This is a genomic window from Rhodoligotrophos sp. CJ14 (assembly GCF_038811545.1).
Taxonomy (GTDB): domain Bacteria; phylum Pseudomonadota; class Alphaproteobacteria; order Rhizobiales; family Im1; genus Rhodoligotrophos; species Rhodoligotrophos ferricapiens.
In genome coordinates, this window is sequence record NZ_CP133319.1 from 1,238,440 (window position 1) to 1,253,397 (window position 14,958).

Sequence of the window (14,958 nt, forward strand, 5' to 3'; positions counted from 1 at the left end):
ATGTCCAGCATCGTCAAGAGAAGCATTGATCATAAGACGGCAGAAAAGGCCATTGCCGCGGCGGCGGCGAAGGCTGAGGAGCTGAAGCTCAAGATCTCCATCGCCATCACCGATGACGACGGCGAGCTCAAGGCCTTTCGCCGGATGGACGGGGCGCCCAAGCTCACAGTGGAGATCGCGCAGAACAAGGCCTATACCAGCGCCGCCTATGGTCTGGCGACCCATGTGTGGTTCGACTTCATCAAGAACGATCCGCCGCTCCTGCATGGCATCACCCACACCCCGCGCCTTGTCGTGTTCGGCGGCGGTTATCCCATCAAGGAGAATGGTGAGGTGATCGGCGCGATCGGCATCAGCGGCGGCCATTACAGCCAGGATATGCAATGCGCCCAGGCAGCCCTTGATGCGGTGGGCTCAACCATCGACTGACCCGCGCGCGGCACTTTGCGTTTGAGCTAAGTGCCGCGACCAATCTTTCGTCTTAGCTGCATGGAACCGAGAATGTCCGAAACCCTTCGCTCTAAGCTCGATCGCGGCGAGTTCGTCCTTGCACCGGGCATCTATGATCTGATCTCCGCATTGATCGCCGATCGAATGGGTTTTCCGGCGCTCTATGTGACGGGCTATGGCACGGTTGCATCCTATCTCGGTCTACCCGATGCGGGCCTTGCGACCTATACCGACATGCTCGCCCGTGTTTCGGTGATTGCCGAGCGCACCCGGACCCCGATCATCGCCGATGCCGACACGGGCTATGGCGGGCTTCTCAATGTGCGCCACACCGTGCGCGGCTATGAGCGTGCCGGCGTCTCGGCGATCCAGATCGAGGACCAGCAATTCCCGAAGAAATGCGGGCACACCAAGAACCGGCGCGTCGTTCCTCTGGCAGAGATGGTGGACAAGATCAAGGTTGCCGTCGACACGCGCCAGAACCCCGACGTCTTGCTGATTGCCCGCACAGACGCGCGCACCGCCCTGGGCCTGGATGAGGCGCTGGGCCGGGGAGAGGCCTATGCGGAAGCGGGGGCCGACATTCTGTTCATCGAGTCTCCGGAAAGCGAGGACGAGCTCGCGCGCATCGGCTCCAGCTTCTCCGTGCCGGTCCTGGCCAACATGGTCGATGGCGGCCGCACCCCCATTCTGTCGGCAGACAGGCTTCGATCTCTCGGCTTCGCCATGGCCATTCACCCCGGCCTTGGCTTTTTGGCCTCTGCCGGCGTCCTGACAAAGGCCTATGAACATCTAAAGGAGACCGGCACGAGCACCGGCCATGATCTGCCCTATTACTCCTTCGACGACTTCAACAGGCTGATCGGCTTCGAGGACGTCTGGGCCTTCGAGGAGAAATACCCTCAAACCTATTGAAAGCTCACATCTAGTCTGCCGGATCACGGCTGATGGGGCAGGTCATGCAATGGCCGCCGCCTCGGCCGCGGCCGAGTTCGGCGCCCGAGATGGTGATGACCTCGACGCCCTGTTTGCGCAGCAGCGTGTTCGTGTAGACATTACGATCATAGGCAAACACCACGCCGGGGGACGCGCAGACGAGGTTCGCCCCGCTGTCCCATTGCGAGCGCTCCCGCAGATAGTTGGTGCCGCCCATCTCGACGACGCGCATCTTTTTGACGCCCAGCGCCTCCGCCACCGTATCGGCCAGAGACGCCTTATCCTCCCGCACCTCGATACCGCTGGGCACGCTTGCCGGGCGGATGGAATAGGCATGGATGAGATCGACGATATCCGGATAGACGAGCACGCAGTCGCGATCGGCGAAAGTGAAGACGGTGTCCAGATGCATCGCCGCCCGCAGCTTCGGCATGGCGGCAACGATGACCCGTTCAGCCACACCCTTCTGGAATAATGTCGCCGCGAGTTGACAGATGCCCTGACGCGAGGTCCGCTCACTCATGCCGATCAGGACATTGCCTTTGCCGATCGGCATGACGTCTCCGCCTTCGAGCGTCGCAAGGCCATGATTGGCCGTCGGGTCGCCCCACCACACGGTGGCCTTGCCGGCGAAGTCTGGATGAAACCGGTAGATCGCCGCAACCAGGATCGTCTCCTCGTGCCGCGCCGGCCAATAGAGCGGATTGAGCGTGCACCCCCCATAGATCCAGCAGCTTGTGTCACGGGTGAAGATGGTGTTCGGCAGCGGCGGAAGCAGATATTCGGTCACGCCTGCGCCGTCTCGGACCAGCTTGAAGAGATCGCTGTTGCGGGTCTCCGGGAAATCATAGGTCGAAAGGCCGCCGATCAGGGTCTCCGCGAGTTGCCGGTTCGATAAACCGTCGAGATAGCTGCGCACCTCGTCCACGAGCTCGAGCCCGACCTGGTTGGGAACCACCCGATTGTCGAGGATCCAAGCCTTTGCTTCGGGGATCGCGACCGTCTCGGTCAGGAGGTTGTGCATCTCGACCACCTCAATGCCGCGCGACCGCATCTTCTGAACGAAGTCGAAATGGTCGCGTTTGGCATTGTCGACCCAGAGCACGTCATCAAACAGGAGACCGTCGCAATTGCTAGGCGTCAGCCGCTCATGCGCTCTCGCGGGTGCGCAGACCATCACTTTGCGCAACTGCCCAACTTCTGAATACACACCGAAGGCGGAGGCTTGAGCGGCCATGGCACTCTCCTGTCAGACTGTGATGCGACCTGTCGCGAGCGCGTAGATGCCCGCAACGCAGCCCACGATTGCGGCGGCAAACAACACCCAATCGACCGTCCGGGCAAAATGCATGGCCTGTCCCTGCTCTCGCCGCGCCCAGAAATAGAGGAATGATCCTGGGCCATACAGAATGGCCGAAAGCAGAAGGAATTTGAGGCCGCCCGCGAAGATGAGGAAGATCGTATAGAGAAGCGCGATGCTGGCGATGATGAGATCGCGACTCCGTGCCCGCGGATCCTGCTCATATGTCTCTCCCCGGCTGGAGAGCAGCACACCATAGGCCGCGACGAACAAGAATGGGATCAGCGCCATGACGCTCGTCAGGTTGAGCATCAGCGCGAAGGCATCGTTCGACCAATAGGTGCTCACCACGAAGATCTGCACGATGATATTGGTTGCCCAAAGCGCCGCCGCGGGCACCTTGTTCGCATTCTCCGTCGCGAAGATCCTGGGCATGTCCCTCGACCGCGCCGCGGTGAACAGCACTTCCGCGCAGATCAGCGACCAGGGCAGATAAGCGCCCAGCACCGAGATTATGAGCCCGGCGCTGACGAACACCGCCCCCCAGGGCCCGACCACAGCTTCGAGCACCGCCGCCATCGAGGGCTGCCGCATATCTGCGATATCGGCACGCTGCAGGACCGCATAGGGCAACAGCGTCACCAGTACCATGAGCGTGGTGACGCCAAGGAAGCCGAAAATGGTGGCGATGCCGACATGGGACCGCTTTTGGGCGTAGCGGGAATAGACGCTTGCGCCTTCAATGCCGAGGAACACGAAGACGGTCACCAGCATGGTCGCACGGACCTGCTCGAACAGGCTGGTTTCCGGCATGCCTATCCCGCCCCAGAAATTGGCCCGAAAGAGATCGGCCTTGAATGCGAAGATCAGGATCGCGATGAACACCAGGATCGGGACGATCTTGGCGATGGTGACCACCATATTGATGAAGGCCGCCTGCTGGACTCCCCTGAGGATCATGAAGTGAAAGAGCCAAATGCCGATCGAGGCGATCACAATCGCGGTGACAGTGTTGCCATCGCCGAACACCGGGAAGAAGGCGCCTAAGGTCGACTTGATCAGAACCCAGTAGGAGACATTGCCGATACAGCTGCCGATCCAGTAGCCGAATGCCGATAGAAACCCGGGATAGTCGCCGAAACCGGCCCTTGCATAGGCAAACACGCCAGCATCGAGCTCCGGCTTTCGCTCGGCGAGCGCCTGGAACACGCGTGCGAGCAAATACATGCCGGTGCCGGCGATGCACCATGCGATGATCGCACCGAACGGACCGGTGGCGATGCCAAAGGTACGCGGAAGCGAAAAAATTCCCGCGCCCACCATGGAGCCGACCACCATCGCGATCAGGGCGAAAAGAGAAAGCTTCTACGCAGATGATCCGGCCGTCATGAGCCTACTCCGGCGAGCTGCCAGAATGTGGCCCCTGCACATTCAGCTGCCGCTAAGTGTTAGCGGCGCACAAGATCAGCACCGGGAGGTTAGAGCTCCATGTCTTAAACAAAAGTATAGCAGATTGGTCGCTTTGCTCATTATCCCAAATCCTTCGCCGCGCTGCGCCCATGACTTCGCGTAAAGAAGCCGGTGCGATGACCTGTTTCCGCGGGTCCCATCCTCAAGATCTCGCGTCGTTCTTCTTTGGCCGGCGGATGGCTCTCAGTTTGCCGCTGCTTCCACCGCCACAGAACAATCGCTCGCTCCCATCGGACTCAAGGCCCGATACGGCTGTCCCCGCTGGCATCTCCAGGCGCTCGAGCACCTCTCCTGTCTCGGGATCGATGCGCCGCACATCGCTTGCGTCATCCTCCCAAGTGCCGTGCCAGAGCTCGCCGTCAACCCAGGTTACACCGGTGACGAAACGATCGGACTGGATCGTGCGGAGTACAGCCCCGGATTGAGGATCGATCTGATGAATCTGACGCGCGCGGTATTCGCCAACCCAGAGGGTCCCTTCAGCCCAGGCGAGCCCTGAATCACCGCCAGCCCCTGGCGCGGGGATCGTTCCAAGCACCTCGCCGGTCTGAGGATCGAGCTTCAGAATTTCCGCTCCGGAAATCTGGAACAGGTGCTTTCCATCGAACGCGGTGCCTGCAGGGGCAGCAAGCTCGAGCGATCTGAGGATGGCGCCACTTTCCGGATCCACGGCGTTCAGGCGATCACCGGCGGCAAACCAGACGAGCCGGCCATCGAAGCTGACCCCGTGAACGCTGTCCACTTGAGGAAACGGGCCATATTCCCGAAGGATTTCTGCTTTTGCGTGTTTCATGGCGTGCATCCTACCCGCACGCCGGCGCAGCCGGGAGTAACAAGCTTGTCGGGAAACCCGGCACGTTAAGCGCCATCCATCGACGAGCCCGGCCGCGACCGAACGCTTCAACCTTGCCAGCTTTTGCCAACGCCTCAAGCGCGCGCTGGATGGTTCGCGAACTGACGCCGAGCGCCATCGCGAGCGCAGAGCTTGACCATGCCTCCCCATCGGCAAGCAGGGCCAGCACTGCGGCATTGCCTTCCTCAACGGGTGGAACGAGCACGGCGACCGTCTGCGCCCGGTGCGGTCTCAGCAAGAAGCCATGCTTCGTCGCATCCAGCCCGGCCAGCGGCCTGAGCATCTTTCGCAAGCGGCCGATCTCGACGCGCAGCCGGGCGCGATGGGAGTCATCGGCCTCGCGCGCCCGGAAGGCGCGGGCAAGCAGCGTCCCGCGCGAGACATCTTCGGGCCAAGCCTCGGCGAGTGCGCGCGCTAGCGCGAACAGCACCGGACGACCGGCGAGCGGAATAATCGTTTCTGCCACCCGCGCCACGTTACGGCACGCGTCGATGACGAGCACGTCCGAGGCGATCAGCGCCTCGACATCTCTGAGCCCCAGGAGGCGGCACCCGTCGCGCGCGATCAAACGCGCAGTGGGCGCCTCGAGCGCCTGTGATGCACGCCCCACTTCGGCAGCGAGCGCAGGGATCCCAGCCTGGCGCGCGGCCTCTGCAGCCTTATCGAGCGCAGACCGGGCTGATGCCGCTCGAATGCGCCGCATCGCAATGCCCGCGGCGACCAGCCAATAGCCGGTTCGCGATGCCAGCGGCAGTGAAGCCACGCTAAGCGTAGCAAGCGCCCGTTCGGCTTCCCCGAGGCGCCCGATCAACAGAAGCTGCCGGGCCTCGAGATAGGCAGCATGCGCTGCATTCGCCTGATCGCCATGCGCTTCGAGAACCGCGCGGGCCTCGCCGAGCGCTTGCGCAGATCCGCTGAGGTCGCGCGACACGAGCGCGATCTCCGCTTCGGCAACGAGGCACCGCGCCCGGGCCGCAGCTTCACTTGGGCCAAAGCCGCGGGCGGCGCACCGCAACAGTTCCTTTGCCCGCGCGAACTCACCGAGTTGCGCCATCGCAATGCCGCGCAGTGCGAGTGCCGGCGGATCGCCCCTGAGCGCGATCCAATTCAACGCCCCCAGCGGGTCGCCCGCGGCGAGTGCACGGGCCGCCGCCGTGATCAGCGCTTCCATCGAAATCCCGTCACGCTTGTCACTCTCACCCGGGTTCCGCCTCGCCCTAGGCTGGATCCTGCAATGACCGGGAACGGCGATAGTCGATCAGGAGCGGGAAAATGACAATGCCCTCGAGTGACAGCAACGAAAGCCAAGAGTCCTGGTGGCCAACGACCCGCTTGTCCAAGGGGCTCGTCATCGTGCTCGCCCTTTTGGCATCCCCGACCTTTGCGTTGATGGCTTGGATCACCACGAGCGATGCATCCCCAATGACGCTCTGCTCCGCAGGCTCGAGCTTTCTACCCATAGGCGGCATGACCGCGATGTACCTGCTGATGAGCCTCTTCCACCTGTCGCCCTGGCTCAAACTCGCAAATGGCCAGCCCCTAATTCACAGCTGACGGACAACAAGGAGAGTGACCATGAACGATCCAATCATGAATCATCCAGTCGTTTCACGCGAAGAGTGGCTTCAGGCCCGCAAAGCGCTTCTCACCAAGGAGCGCGCCATGACGCACGAGCTCGACGCCCTGCGCGCCGAACGTCGGCGGCTGCCCTGGGTCAGGATCGACAAGCCCTATGTTTTTGACGGCCCCGGAGCGCGTTACTCGCTCGGCGATCTGTTCGGCAGCCGTAGTCAGCTGGCCGTCTATCACTTTATGCTGACGCCGGGCTCGGACCACATATGCCCCGGATGCTCATTCATCGCGGATCATATCGATGCAGCGCGGCAGCATTTCGAGCAAGCGGACCTGGCCTTCGTCGCGGTCTCACGTGCACCAGTCCAGAGACTCGAGGAAGTCAGGAAGCGCATGGGCTGGACTTTCCCCTGGATGTCTTCAGGTGACGGCGATTTCAACTACGATTTCGGCGTGTCCTTCACACCCGAGGACCGCGCCTCCGACCGCGCCGTCTACAATTACGGCATTACCCCAATCCGCAAGAGCCCCGACATGTTCGGCGCCAGCATCTTTGTGAAAGACGAGGAAGGCAGCATTTTCCACAGCTACTCGACCTATCACCGCGGTACCGAGTTGCTGATGGGCGCGTTCAATTGGCTCGACCTCGCCCCTAAGGGCCGCAACGAGACCAGCGGCACAATGAGCTGGGTTCGCCTGCACGATGAATACTGCGCCGGATGACCCGCCCCCCGCTTTAAACCCTGCCGCGGAGAGCGCTGAGACCGTTGCGTTATCCGCGCCGGGCCGCCTCGATCGCGGCGACGTCGATTTTCCTCATGGACATCATGGCTTCGAAGGCGCGCTTTGCTTCTTGGCCGCCTGCCGCCATTGCCTCGGTCAATACGCGTGGGGTGATTTGCCATGAAATCCCCCACTTGTCTTGGCACCAGCCGCACGCGCTTTCCTGACCACCATTGCTCACGATCGCATTCCAATAGCGGTCGGTCTCCTCTTGATCCTCCGTAGAGATCTGGAACGAGAAGGCTTCGTTATGCCTGATTTGAGGCCCCCCATTGAGCCCAATACAAGGAATGCCCGCGACCATGAACTCGACTGTGAGCACGTCGCCCTCTTTGCCCATCGGATAATCACTGGGCGCACGGTGCACGGCAGTCACCGCACTATTAGGAAAGACTTCGGAGTAGAAGCGGGCAGCCGCCTCGGCGTCCTTGTCGTACCAGAGGCAGATCGTATTCTTTGCCATTGCAGAGTCCCTCTCGTTTACGGCAGCCTGCCTTGCTCCCAGGTGCTGAGAGGTCGCGGCTCACTCCTCGCCAGCATCTCACCCTGCGGGTTTGCTCAACCGCAAGCCTCCGCCAGGATCCAACGCCGGAAGATCTTTGCCTTGGCCGTCAGCTCCAGATCCTCTGGATGGTTGAGATAATAATCATATCCCACATGGATGGACACCGGAAAGGGCTGAACCAGCCGTTTCGCGGCAAGGTCCTCCTGAACGAGAGCGGTGAAGAAGAGAGCAACGCCATGCCCGTCGAGAGCAGCCCGCCGCAATGCGTGCGAGTCATTGAGCCGCAGGCTGTCGGCGTTTCCTTGCAAGGCAATCCCCGCCGCTTCGCACCACATCTTCCAGTGAGCAATATCGAATTCATAGAGCAGCATCTGCGACATCAATTGGCCGGGATGGGTAAGCGGTGCCAGCTGCCGGGCAAGGCCCGGGCTCATCACCGCGGTCAAGGACCCGTCCAGCACCTTCTCCTTCCCGACACCCGCCCAATTTCCGGCTCCCCAATTGATGCCGATCTCGATGCCCTCCCGCTTGTGATCGGCAGGATGATAGGAATGGTGCAGGCGCAGATCGATGCCTGGGTGCTGGCGATAAAAGGCCATCAGGCGCGGCGTCAGCCAGTGCGCTGAAAAGAAGGGTGCCACACTCACGTTGAGAATGTCCCGCGATCCACTGCCCGTGATGCGGTCGACGGAACTCTCGATGGTCTCGAAAGCGCGATAAAGGCCTGCGAACAGGATCTCGCCCGCATCGGTCAGCCGATTGCGCGCACCCCTCATGACGAGCGTCACTGAAAGCTCCTGCTCCAGCGATTTGATCTGCCGGCTGACAGCGGCTTGCGTGACGCCAAGCTCATCAGCTGCCCTGGTGAAGCTCAAGGTCCTGCCGACAGCTTCAAACGCCCGCAGCGCGGTCATAGGAGGCAGATGGCGACGAGACATAACCTCAGCTCATGATGACGCAGGAAAACTCATTTGTCCGAGAGCTTGAGGATAACCATTCTGCGCGAATTGGCACCATCCCAATCACGAAGGTTCTCCCAATGCAGCAAAGACCCGGCGCAGCGCGGATTGGAAAGGGCAGTTTGCCAGTGCTGATCTTGAGCGAGGCAGAAGTCGAGCGCCTGATCGAGCCCCGCGCCCTCCTCGACACTCTGGCTGACGGTTTTCGCGCCATGTCGCAAGGTCGCGTGCAGGCGCCGGCGCGCCAGCAGCTCACTGTGCCATCCAAGGGCTTCTCGCTCGCAATGCCCGCTTGGATGGAGGGCTTCAACCTCACCGTGAAGATAGTCAATGTCTTCGAAGACAATCTCGCCGTAGGTCTGCCCAATCACCTCGCTCTGATTGCCCTGTTTGATCCGCAGACGGGCGCGCCGCTCGCGCTCCTTGATGGCACCTACATCACTGCCGTGCGCACCGCTGCATCCGCCATATTGTCGGTCGAGGCGTTGGCGCGCCGGGATGCCCGCATTGCCACTGTCGTTGGGGCGGGGATCCAGGGGCGGGAGCATCTGCGATTATTGCCACTTGCGCGCGACTTCGCCGAGATCCGCATAGCATCTCTCTACCCCGAAGATGCCGAGGCCTTGGCGCGGGAGTTTCCCGGGGTTCAGCCTATCCTGGATCTCGAGGCAGCCATTCGCTCATCCGATGTTGTCTGTCTTGCAAGCCACGCCTATGAACCCGTCATAAGCGCCGACTGGGTGCGGCCGGGCGCACACGTAACCTCCGTTGGATATGCCCCGCCCCGGGGCGAGCTGCCACCGGATCTGCTCGACAGGGCGACACTCTACGTGGAGACGGAAGCGGCCTTTGAGCCGCCGCCCGTTGGCTGCGCGGAGCTCGCGAATCTGTCGCCCTCCGATGGCATCCGCCTGGGCGACATGCTCGCCGGAAGCGCACCGGGACGCATCTCCGACCAGCAGGTGACGGTTTACAAGGCCATGGGCATTGCCATGGAAGACATGGTGGCGGCACACCTTGCCTATCGATCAGCCCTGCGCGAAAGAGTGGGCCGGCAGGTGGTCCTTTGACAGTGGTATACCTGCCGCTGCCTTGCCTGGATGGAAATTGGTGGGCTAGGCATCGTTTAAATGGCAAGCGCCAGTTGCATCCACCAAACGCCTATCACGGCAAACAAGCAGGCTTGGATACGCTGGGCTCCAGCCAGCACCTGCTCGTAGAGCCGCATATGGCTGCGGACATACGATTCAAGCGAGTAGTTCCCAACGACACGGTCCCTTGCCCTTAGGCCCCGCCTTGCCCGCTCTTCGTAGGAGAGCGCGCAAAGCCGCGCGAGCACAGCCGCGAGGGCAGCCGCATTGCGCGGTGGCGCGATCAGATCGGCATCGCCGATGAGTTCCGCGCAGTCCCCCACATCTGTGGTGACGGAGGGCACACCGGATGCCATCGCCTCGAGGATGGCGAGCGAGAACGTTTCACCCCAAGCCGATGAGGACGCATAAATGTCGAGCCCGGCCACGATCTCGGTGACGTCCTGCTGTGGCCCGAGGATACAAACCCGATCAACAATGCCCAGCGCCGCAGCCTCCTCCCTCACGGCGCCACTGTCGTGATCGGCCCCCACAAACAGCAATTGGATATCGAGTCCCTGTCGCACGAGGATGTGGCCTGCCCGGACCAGTGTCCGGTGATCCTTCATCGGGTGCGCCCGCGCCACATTGCCAATGACGAGACGCTCTGTCCCAATGCCCAGCATGGCTTTTAGCTTGGCCCGGGCATGCGACCACGGCCGAAATGCATTGGCATCAACTCCGTTGCGAATGATGACCCGCTTCTCGGCATCGTAACCGAGCCTCTCATGCTGATCCGCGGAGGCCTTGGAGCAATAGACGATTGCCGCTACCGATTTGGACATGACCGCCGAGAGGCGAATGAGCGCCTGGGTCATAGCGTTTTCATTCCGGATATCCTCGACCGAGTGATGAACGCTCCAGATCACCGGCGGCTTCGACCCCATCAGCGCGCCAACCGTAGCGGCGATATTGCCATGATACATCCATCCATGGACCAGACTAGGCTGCATCCGGGCGAATACTTGCTTCAAGCCGTTCACGGCGCGCAATGATGGAAGCGCCCGCGCCATCGCCAGGCTGACGACCGGCACCTGCAGCGCGAGCAGATCTCGTTGCAATGGTCCCGGTGTCATCAGAGAAAGCACGGAGAAATCAAAAGGACCATTGATGAGGTGGCGGACGTAGCGAACCATCATGTGCTCCGCGCCGCCAATATTGAGGCCGGTTATGCAGTTGAGCACCCCGAGTTTTTTGCAGTCGTCGTTCCCTCCGGAACTGATAGGGCCCATGGGTCAACCCTTGTTCGAGCTCTCCTGTGAGAGTAAAGCGCCTCCACAACAGGCAAGCTGAGTCAGGAAATACCCGGGTTCTGAAACAAACACTTGAGCCGAGCGATCCTCATTTGCCAGCCTGAATGATGCTGGCACGCCAGCCTGCCCGGGAGCATCGAGGGCCGGAGAGCGGGCCAGGCACTCCGCCCTCGGAGAAAGACCTGCCGGTTGAGCCGGCAGGTCCGCCCAATTCAGCCGATCATGCCGTGAGCATCATAGCCCGCGAGGTGATCAAGAGCTTCAGCGGTGTTGTAAGCCGCATCGACAGCCGCCTCTCGCAGGCTCGGCACCACGTGATCAAGAGTATCAGCGGTGTTGTAAGCAGCGGTGATGGCCGCTGCTTTCGCATCTGGCATGGCATGATCGAGGAATTCAGCGGTCTTGTAAGCAGCGTCGACTGCCGTTGAACGGACACCCTCCACAGCGTGATCAAGGAATTCAGCGGTGTGGTAGGCCGCGTTCACGACGCCCTGCTTCACGTTTGAGGCTAGCTGACTACCTGCCTCAATGACCGAAGAGCCGACATCTCCAAGAAAACTGCCAACATTGCTAAAGAAATTTCCGACCGAGCTCAACACTGATTTGCCAGTATCTCCCGACCCGTTGTCACTGTGATCCATCACCTTATGCAGGACGTAGTCCAACCCGATTGGCCCCGACGCGCTAACACCTTCAATTTTCGTCTCTATAATGTCTGCCATGTCAAACTCCTCTATGACAATACGAGGGGGTATTTGCTGTCTGACCATGCAGTAATTTAGTCAATTTTTTGTCAAATTCGCGAAATTTAAAATACACAACTGCATAATATCCAATCGCATAAGCACTTATACTATACGTTTCGATAATTAATACACGTTCTTCACAATTGATTACTTTGATGCAGTTTCACAATTGTGCAACAATGTTGGATTGCATTAGCCAATCGTAAAAGGTCGCGCGGCGCCCGAAAAATTTAGCGCCTCGGCGCAAGCCGCCGATGAGAGTGCTGCCAGACGGCACTGATTGACATCTCCAAGCGCCCTGGTGCGCCGCGGGCTACCCCGCCCCTCGCACCATCTCGGTCAGCCCGTGGTTGCGCGTCGTCGTCATCGGCGGCGACGACTGCCGCGCCTGGTCCAACCCGGTCTGGAAAGATGAAACCTGAACCCGCAGGTCGGCCCTTGTGCCTCACATCAGCTTGTGTGACCGGCAACGATGCGCGCCAGCAGCTCGAAACTCGCGGCCGTCCGGCTCCTTTGCGGCTTCTTGCGCACCCGGGCGAGACGACCATCTTCGAAAGCCTCCACGATCGCCACATGCACATAGCTCTTGCGGCAGACCGCGGGCGTGTTTGCCAGGTCCTCCGCAACCGCCGCGATCGCCTTCTGCGCCTGGGAGCGGCGCGCCCGGGCAGATGTTGCGGGCTCTACCTCGAGCAGGCTTTCGAGCGCATCGAGCGACGCAACCAGCGTACGGAAGTCCTTCAGCGTGATCGACTTGCCAGAGATTTCTTTGAGATAGGCATTGACGTCGCCGGCGCGCATTGTGTGCACTTCGCCATCTTGCCCCAGATATTTGAACAGCCGCCGGCCCGGTAGCTCACGCAGGCGCGCCAGCGCCTTGGTGAGACGGGGTGACGTGACCTCCTTCTCGATCCGCTTGCCACCCTTTCCCTTGAAGGTGAGCAGGATCCGGTCTTCGCTGAACCTCACATTGGACTTCAGAAGTGTGGTTGCGCCCCGCGTCCCATGCTCACGGGCATAGCTTTCGCTCCCCGGCCGGATCGCCGTCAACGCGGTCAGCTCGATGATGGCACTCGCGCAGAAGGCAATATCATTCTCCCGCGAGCACAATGTGCGTCTTACCTGCCGGCGAATGAGAGGGAGCGCCTTGGCGAGCGTCGCAAGCCTCCGCGCCTTGATTGCCTCGCGGACTTTCTCCCATTCGGGATGGTACCGGTATTGCAGCCGGCCTGCAGCGTCTTCGCCGACCGCCTGCAGATGCGCCTGAGGGTCCGCGGCGTAGCGCACATTGCGATAGGCGGGTGGGACCGCGAGCGATCTCAATCGGTCGATGGTCGCAAGATCGCGAATGAGGGTGCCATCCGCGTCTCGAAAGCAATAGCCAAGACCACGCTTCTCGCGCGTGATGGTCAGCGCGTCCGGTCCGACCAGGACGAGTCCCGCCTCCATCGCCAGTCGTTTCGCCAGCCGTGAATGCCTGTTGGGCATGGGTTCTCCAGGGGTGCAAAAGAGCCCGCCGGCATGATGCTTTGGTGCGTCCACACCAGAAGCAGCACGCGACGGGCTGTCTCACAACGGCCTAGGGCCGCCCCTGTTCCACCATCGGCTGTTTCATGCGGCGAAATCTCGCCGCAACGAGATTCACTCGGCCGCTTGAGCGAAGCGCTGGCTATGCCACCGCCGAACCCGCGGCAGAACTTCGCTGGCCAGAAGCTTCAGATTCTGCATCTCCAGCTCATGCGACAGGCCTGGCCAGCCGAGCTTGAAGGTGATCTGCTCCATGCGGGTTTCCTCATAGAGCTCCTGGATCCGCTCCACCACCATGTCGGGCGACCCGAAGAACAAGGCCCGGTCGCGAACGAAATCATAGGTGATCTCCTTGCGCAAGGCGGCTTCCGTCTCCGCATCGAGCGTCTCGCCGGGATCGAGATAGATCGCAGGCCCGCGCCAGTTTGCGAAATTGAGGCCGCTCATCAATGGCCCTTCGGCAAGCCTGCGGGCCTCGGCCTCGCTTTCCGCAACGAACGTATCCCGCACGATCGCCGTCTTGGCACCGAACGGCAGATCAATGCCGTGATACTCGCGATAGGCCTCTTTGTAGATCCCGAGACGATATTTGAGGGTGGCAACCGACGGCCGCCACATGATGATGCCCATGTTCTGCTTGGCCGCATAGCGGATCGAGCGCGGCGACTCGCTCACCACCTGCCACAGCGGCGGCATCGGCTTCTGCTTGGGCCCGGGAATGAGGGTGAGCTTGACGAGCTCGCCGGTCACCGGATCGGTATAGGCGGGATCATCGACCGAATGGGCGCGGTCCGCCTTAAAGCCGGGCGTCGGGAACTGATAGATCTCGCCCTTATACGAGAAGAGCTTGTTGCCGAGGGCCGTGACCACGACATCGACGCCCTCCTCGAACACCTTGAAGTTCTGCTCCTGATTGTTCGGGTCGGCGATCGGGTTGAGATTGATCGTCTCGAGCCCGTAATTGCCGCGCCCGAAGCCGATCTCGAGCCGGCCGCCCGACAATTGATCGAGCATGGCGAGATCTTCGGCGAGCCTGATGGGATGCCAGAGCGTGATGATCGCGGCGCTCAGCCCGATCCGGATGCGCTTCGTGCGCGCGGCAATATCAGCGGCCACGAGAAGCGGATTGGGCACCATCTCCCGGCCCCAGATGCTGAAATGGTGCTCTGGAAGCCAGAACGTGTCGAACCCGGCCTCTTCGGCGAACAGGGCCACCTCGCGAAGCTCGTCCAGCAGCTCGTCATATGGCCTGGACTTCGAGATGTCGTGGATATTCTGCGAAATGCCGAACTTCATGAGGTGTTGCTCCTCGTTTGGGCGCCGATCATCGGTGATGAATTTTGGTATACCGTATGACAGAATCGCCGCGGAGACAAGTCCTGCCGATGGGCAAACGTGACGGAAGCCCGATTGCGGAACGCTTTTCCGAGGCTGGTGTGACCTGCGGAAGCCGGCCAGTGGAGGCGCGCTGAAT

The 14,958-nt window shown here is 61.1% G+C and carries 14 protein-coding genes and 1 pseudogene; 5 read left to right on the forward strand and 10 right to left on the reverse strand.

The annotated features are described in order from the left end of the window. Together RCF49_RS05710 and RCF49_RS05715 are read left to right on the forward strand one after the other, a co-directional pair. Entirely contained in the window at nt 1–429 is a 429-nt protein-coding gene (locus RCF49_RS05710; protein WP_342643075.1) for a GlcG/HbpS family heme-binding protein, read from the forward strand. Nucleotides 430–501: 72 nt separating this feature from the next. Next, entirely contained in the window at nt 502–1,365 is an 864-nt protein-coding gene (locus RCF49_RS05715) for an isocitrate lyase/PEP mutase family protein (protein WP_342643076.1), read from the forward strand. A 10-nt stretch (nt 1,366–1,375) separates the two neighbouring features. Here the strand turns inward: RCF49_RS05715 and RCF49_RS05720 are convergent, their stop codons facing one another. The 4 genes and pseudogenes from RCF49_RS05720 to RCF49_RS05735 form a co-directional block, all read right to left on the reverse strand. Next, nucleotides 1,376–2,623, reverse strand: coding sequence for an arginine deiminase (locus tag RCF49_RS05720; RefSeq protein WP_342643077.1), 1,248 nt, complete (start codon nt 2,621–2,623; stop codon nt 1,376–1,378). Nucleotides 2,624–2,635: 12 nt separating this feature from the next. Further along, nucleotides 2,636–4,051 (reverse strand): annotated as a pseudogene (locus RCF49_RS05725) (basic amino acid/polyamine antiporter); the annotation flags it as partial. Between the two features lie 247 nt (nt 4,052–4,298). Beyond that, on the reverse strand, nt 4,299–4,949 hold the full coding sequence (locus RCF49_RS05730; RefSeq protein WP_342643078.1) for a Vgb family protein: 651 nt from the start codon (nt 4,947–4,949) through the stop codon (nt 4,299–4,301). A 10-nt stretch (nt 4,950–4,959) separates the two neighbouring features. After that, a complete protein-coding gene (locus tag RCF49_RS05735) occupies nt 4,960–6,180 on the reverse strand; it encodes an HTH domain-containing protein (RefSeq protein ID WP_342643079.1) in 1,221 nt (406 codons plus the stop codon). Between the two features lie 101 nt (nt 6,181–6,281). Here RCF49_RS05735 and RCF49_RS05740 point away from each other — a divergent pair, with 101 nt between their 5' ends. Beyond that, a complete protein-coding gene (locus RCF49_RS05740; RefSeq protein WP_342643080.1) occupies nt 6,282–6,563 on the forward strand; it encodes a hypothetical protein in 282 nt (93 codons plus the stop codon). A 36-nt stretch (nt 6,564–6,599) separates the two neighbouring features. Beyond that, nucleotides 6,600–7,304: a DUF899 domain-containing protein gene (locus RCF49_RS05745; protein ID WP_342644129.1), complete on the forward strand. Its 705-nt coding sequence runs from the start codon at nt 6,600–6,602 to the stop codon at nt 7,302–7,304. A gap of 49 nt (nt 7,305–7,353) precedes the next feature. Here the strand turns inward: RCF49_RS05745 and RCF49_RS05750 are convergent, their stop codons facing one another. Together RCF49_RS05750 and RCF49_RS05755 are read right to left on the reverse strand one after the other, a co-directional pair. Next, nucleotides 7,354–7,827, reverse strand: coding sequence for a VOC family protein (locus tag RCF49_RS05750; RefSeq protein ID WP_342643081.1), 474 nt, complete (start codon nt 7,825–7,827; stop codon nt 7,354–7,356). 95 nt (nt 7,828–7,922) lie between these two features. After that, nucleotides 7,923–8,807: a LysR substrate-binding domain-containing protein gene (locus RCF49_RS05755; protein WP_342643082.1), complete on the reverse strand. Its 885-nt coding sequence runs from the start codon at nt 8,805–8,807 to the stop codon at nt 7,923–7,925. A gap of 101 nt (nt 8,808–8,908) precedes the next feature. Here RCF49_RS05755 and RCF49_RS05760 point away from each other — a divergent pair, with 101 nt between their 5' ends. After that, nucleotides 8,909–9,898, forward strand: coding sequence for an ornithine cyclodeaminase family protein (locus RCF49_RS05760; protein WP_342643083.1), 990 nt, complete (start codon nt 8,909–8,911; stop codon nt 9,896–9,898). Nucleotides 9,899–9,954: 56 nt separating this feature from the next. Here RCF49_RS05760 and RCF49_RS05765 read toward each other — a convergent pair whose 3' ends face one another. The 4 genes from RCF49_RS05765 to RCF49_RS05780 all read right to left on the reverse strand — a co-directional run bounded on the left by RCF49_RS05765 (nt 9,955) and on the right by RCF49_RS05780 (nt 14,780). Beyond that, nucleotides 9,955–11,190: a glycosyltransferase gene (locus tag RCF49_RS05765; protein ID WP_342643084.1), complete on the reverse strand. Its 1,236-nt coding sequence runs from the start codon at nt 11,188–11,190 to the stop codon at nt 9,955–9,957. Between the two features lie 233 nt (nt 11,191–11,423). Continuing rightward, nucleotides 11,424–11,933, reverse strand: a complete 510-nt coding sequence (locus RCF49_RS05770) for a hypothetical protein (protein ID WP_342643085.1) — start codon at nt 11,931–11,933, stop codon at nt 11,424–11,426. A 474-nt stretch (nt 11,934–12,407) separates the two neighbouring features. Further along, nucleotides 12,408–13,445, reverse strand: coding sequence for a DNA topoisomerase IB (locus tag RCF49_RS05775; RefSeq protein ID WP_342643086.1), 1,038 nt, complete (start codon nt 13,443–13,445; stop codon nt 12,408–12,410). Nucleotides 13,446–13,598: 153 nt separating this feature from the next. Further along, nucleotides 13,599–14,780: an LLM class flavin-dependent oxidoreductase gene (locus tag RCF49_RS05780; protein WP_342643087.1), complete on the reverse strand. Its 1,182-nt coding sequence runs from the start codon at nt 14,778–14,780 to the stop codon at nt 13,599–13,601. Between the last annotated feature and the right edge of the window lie 178 nt (nt 14,781–14,958).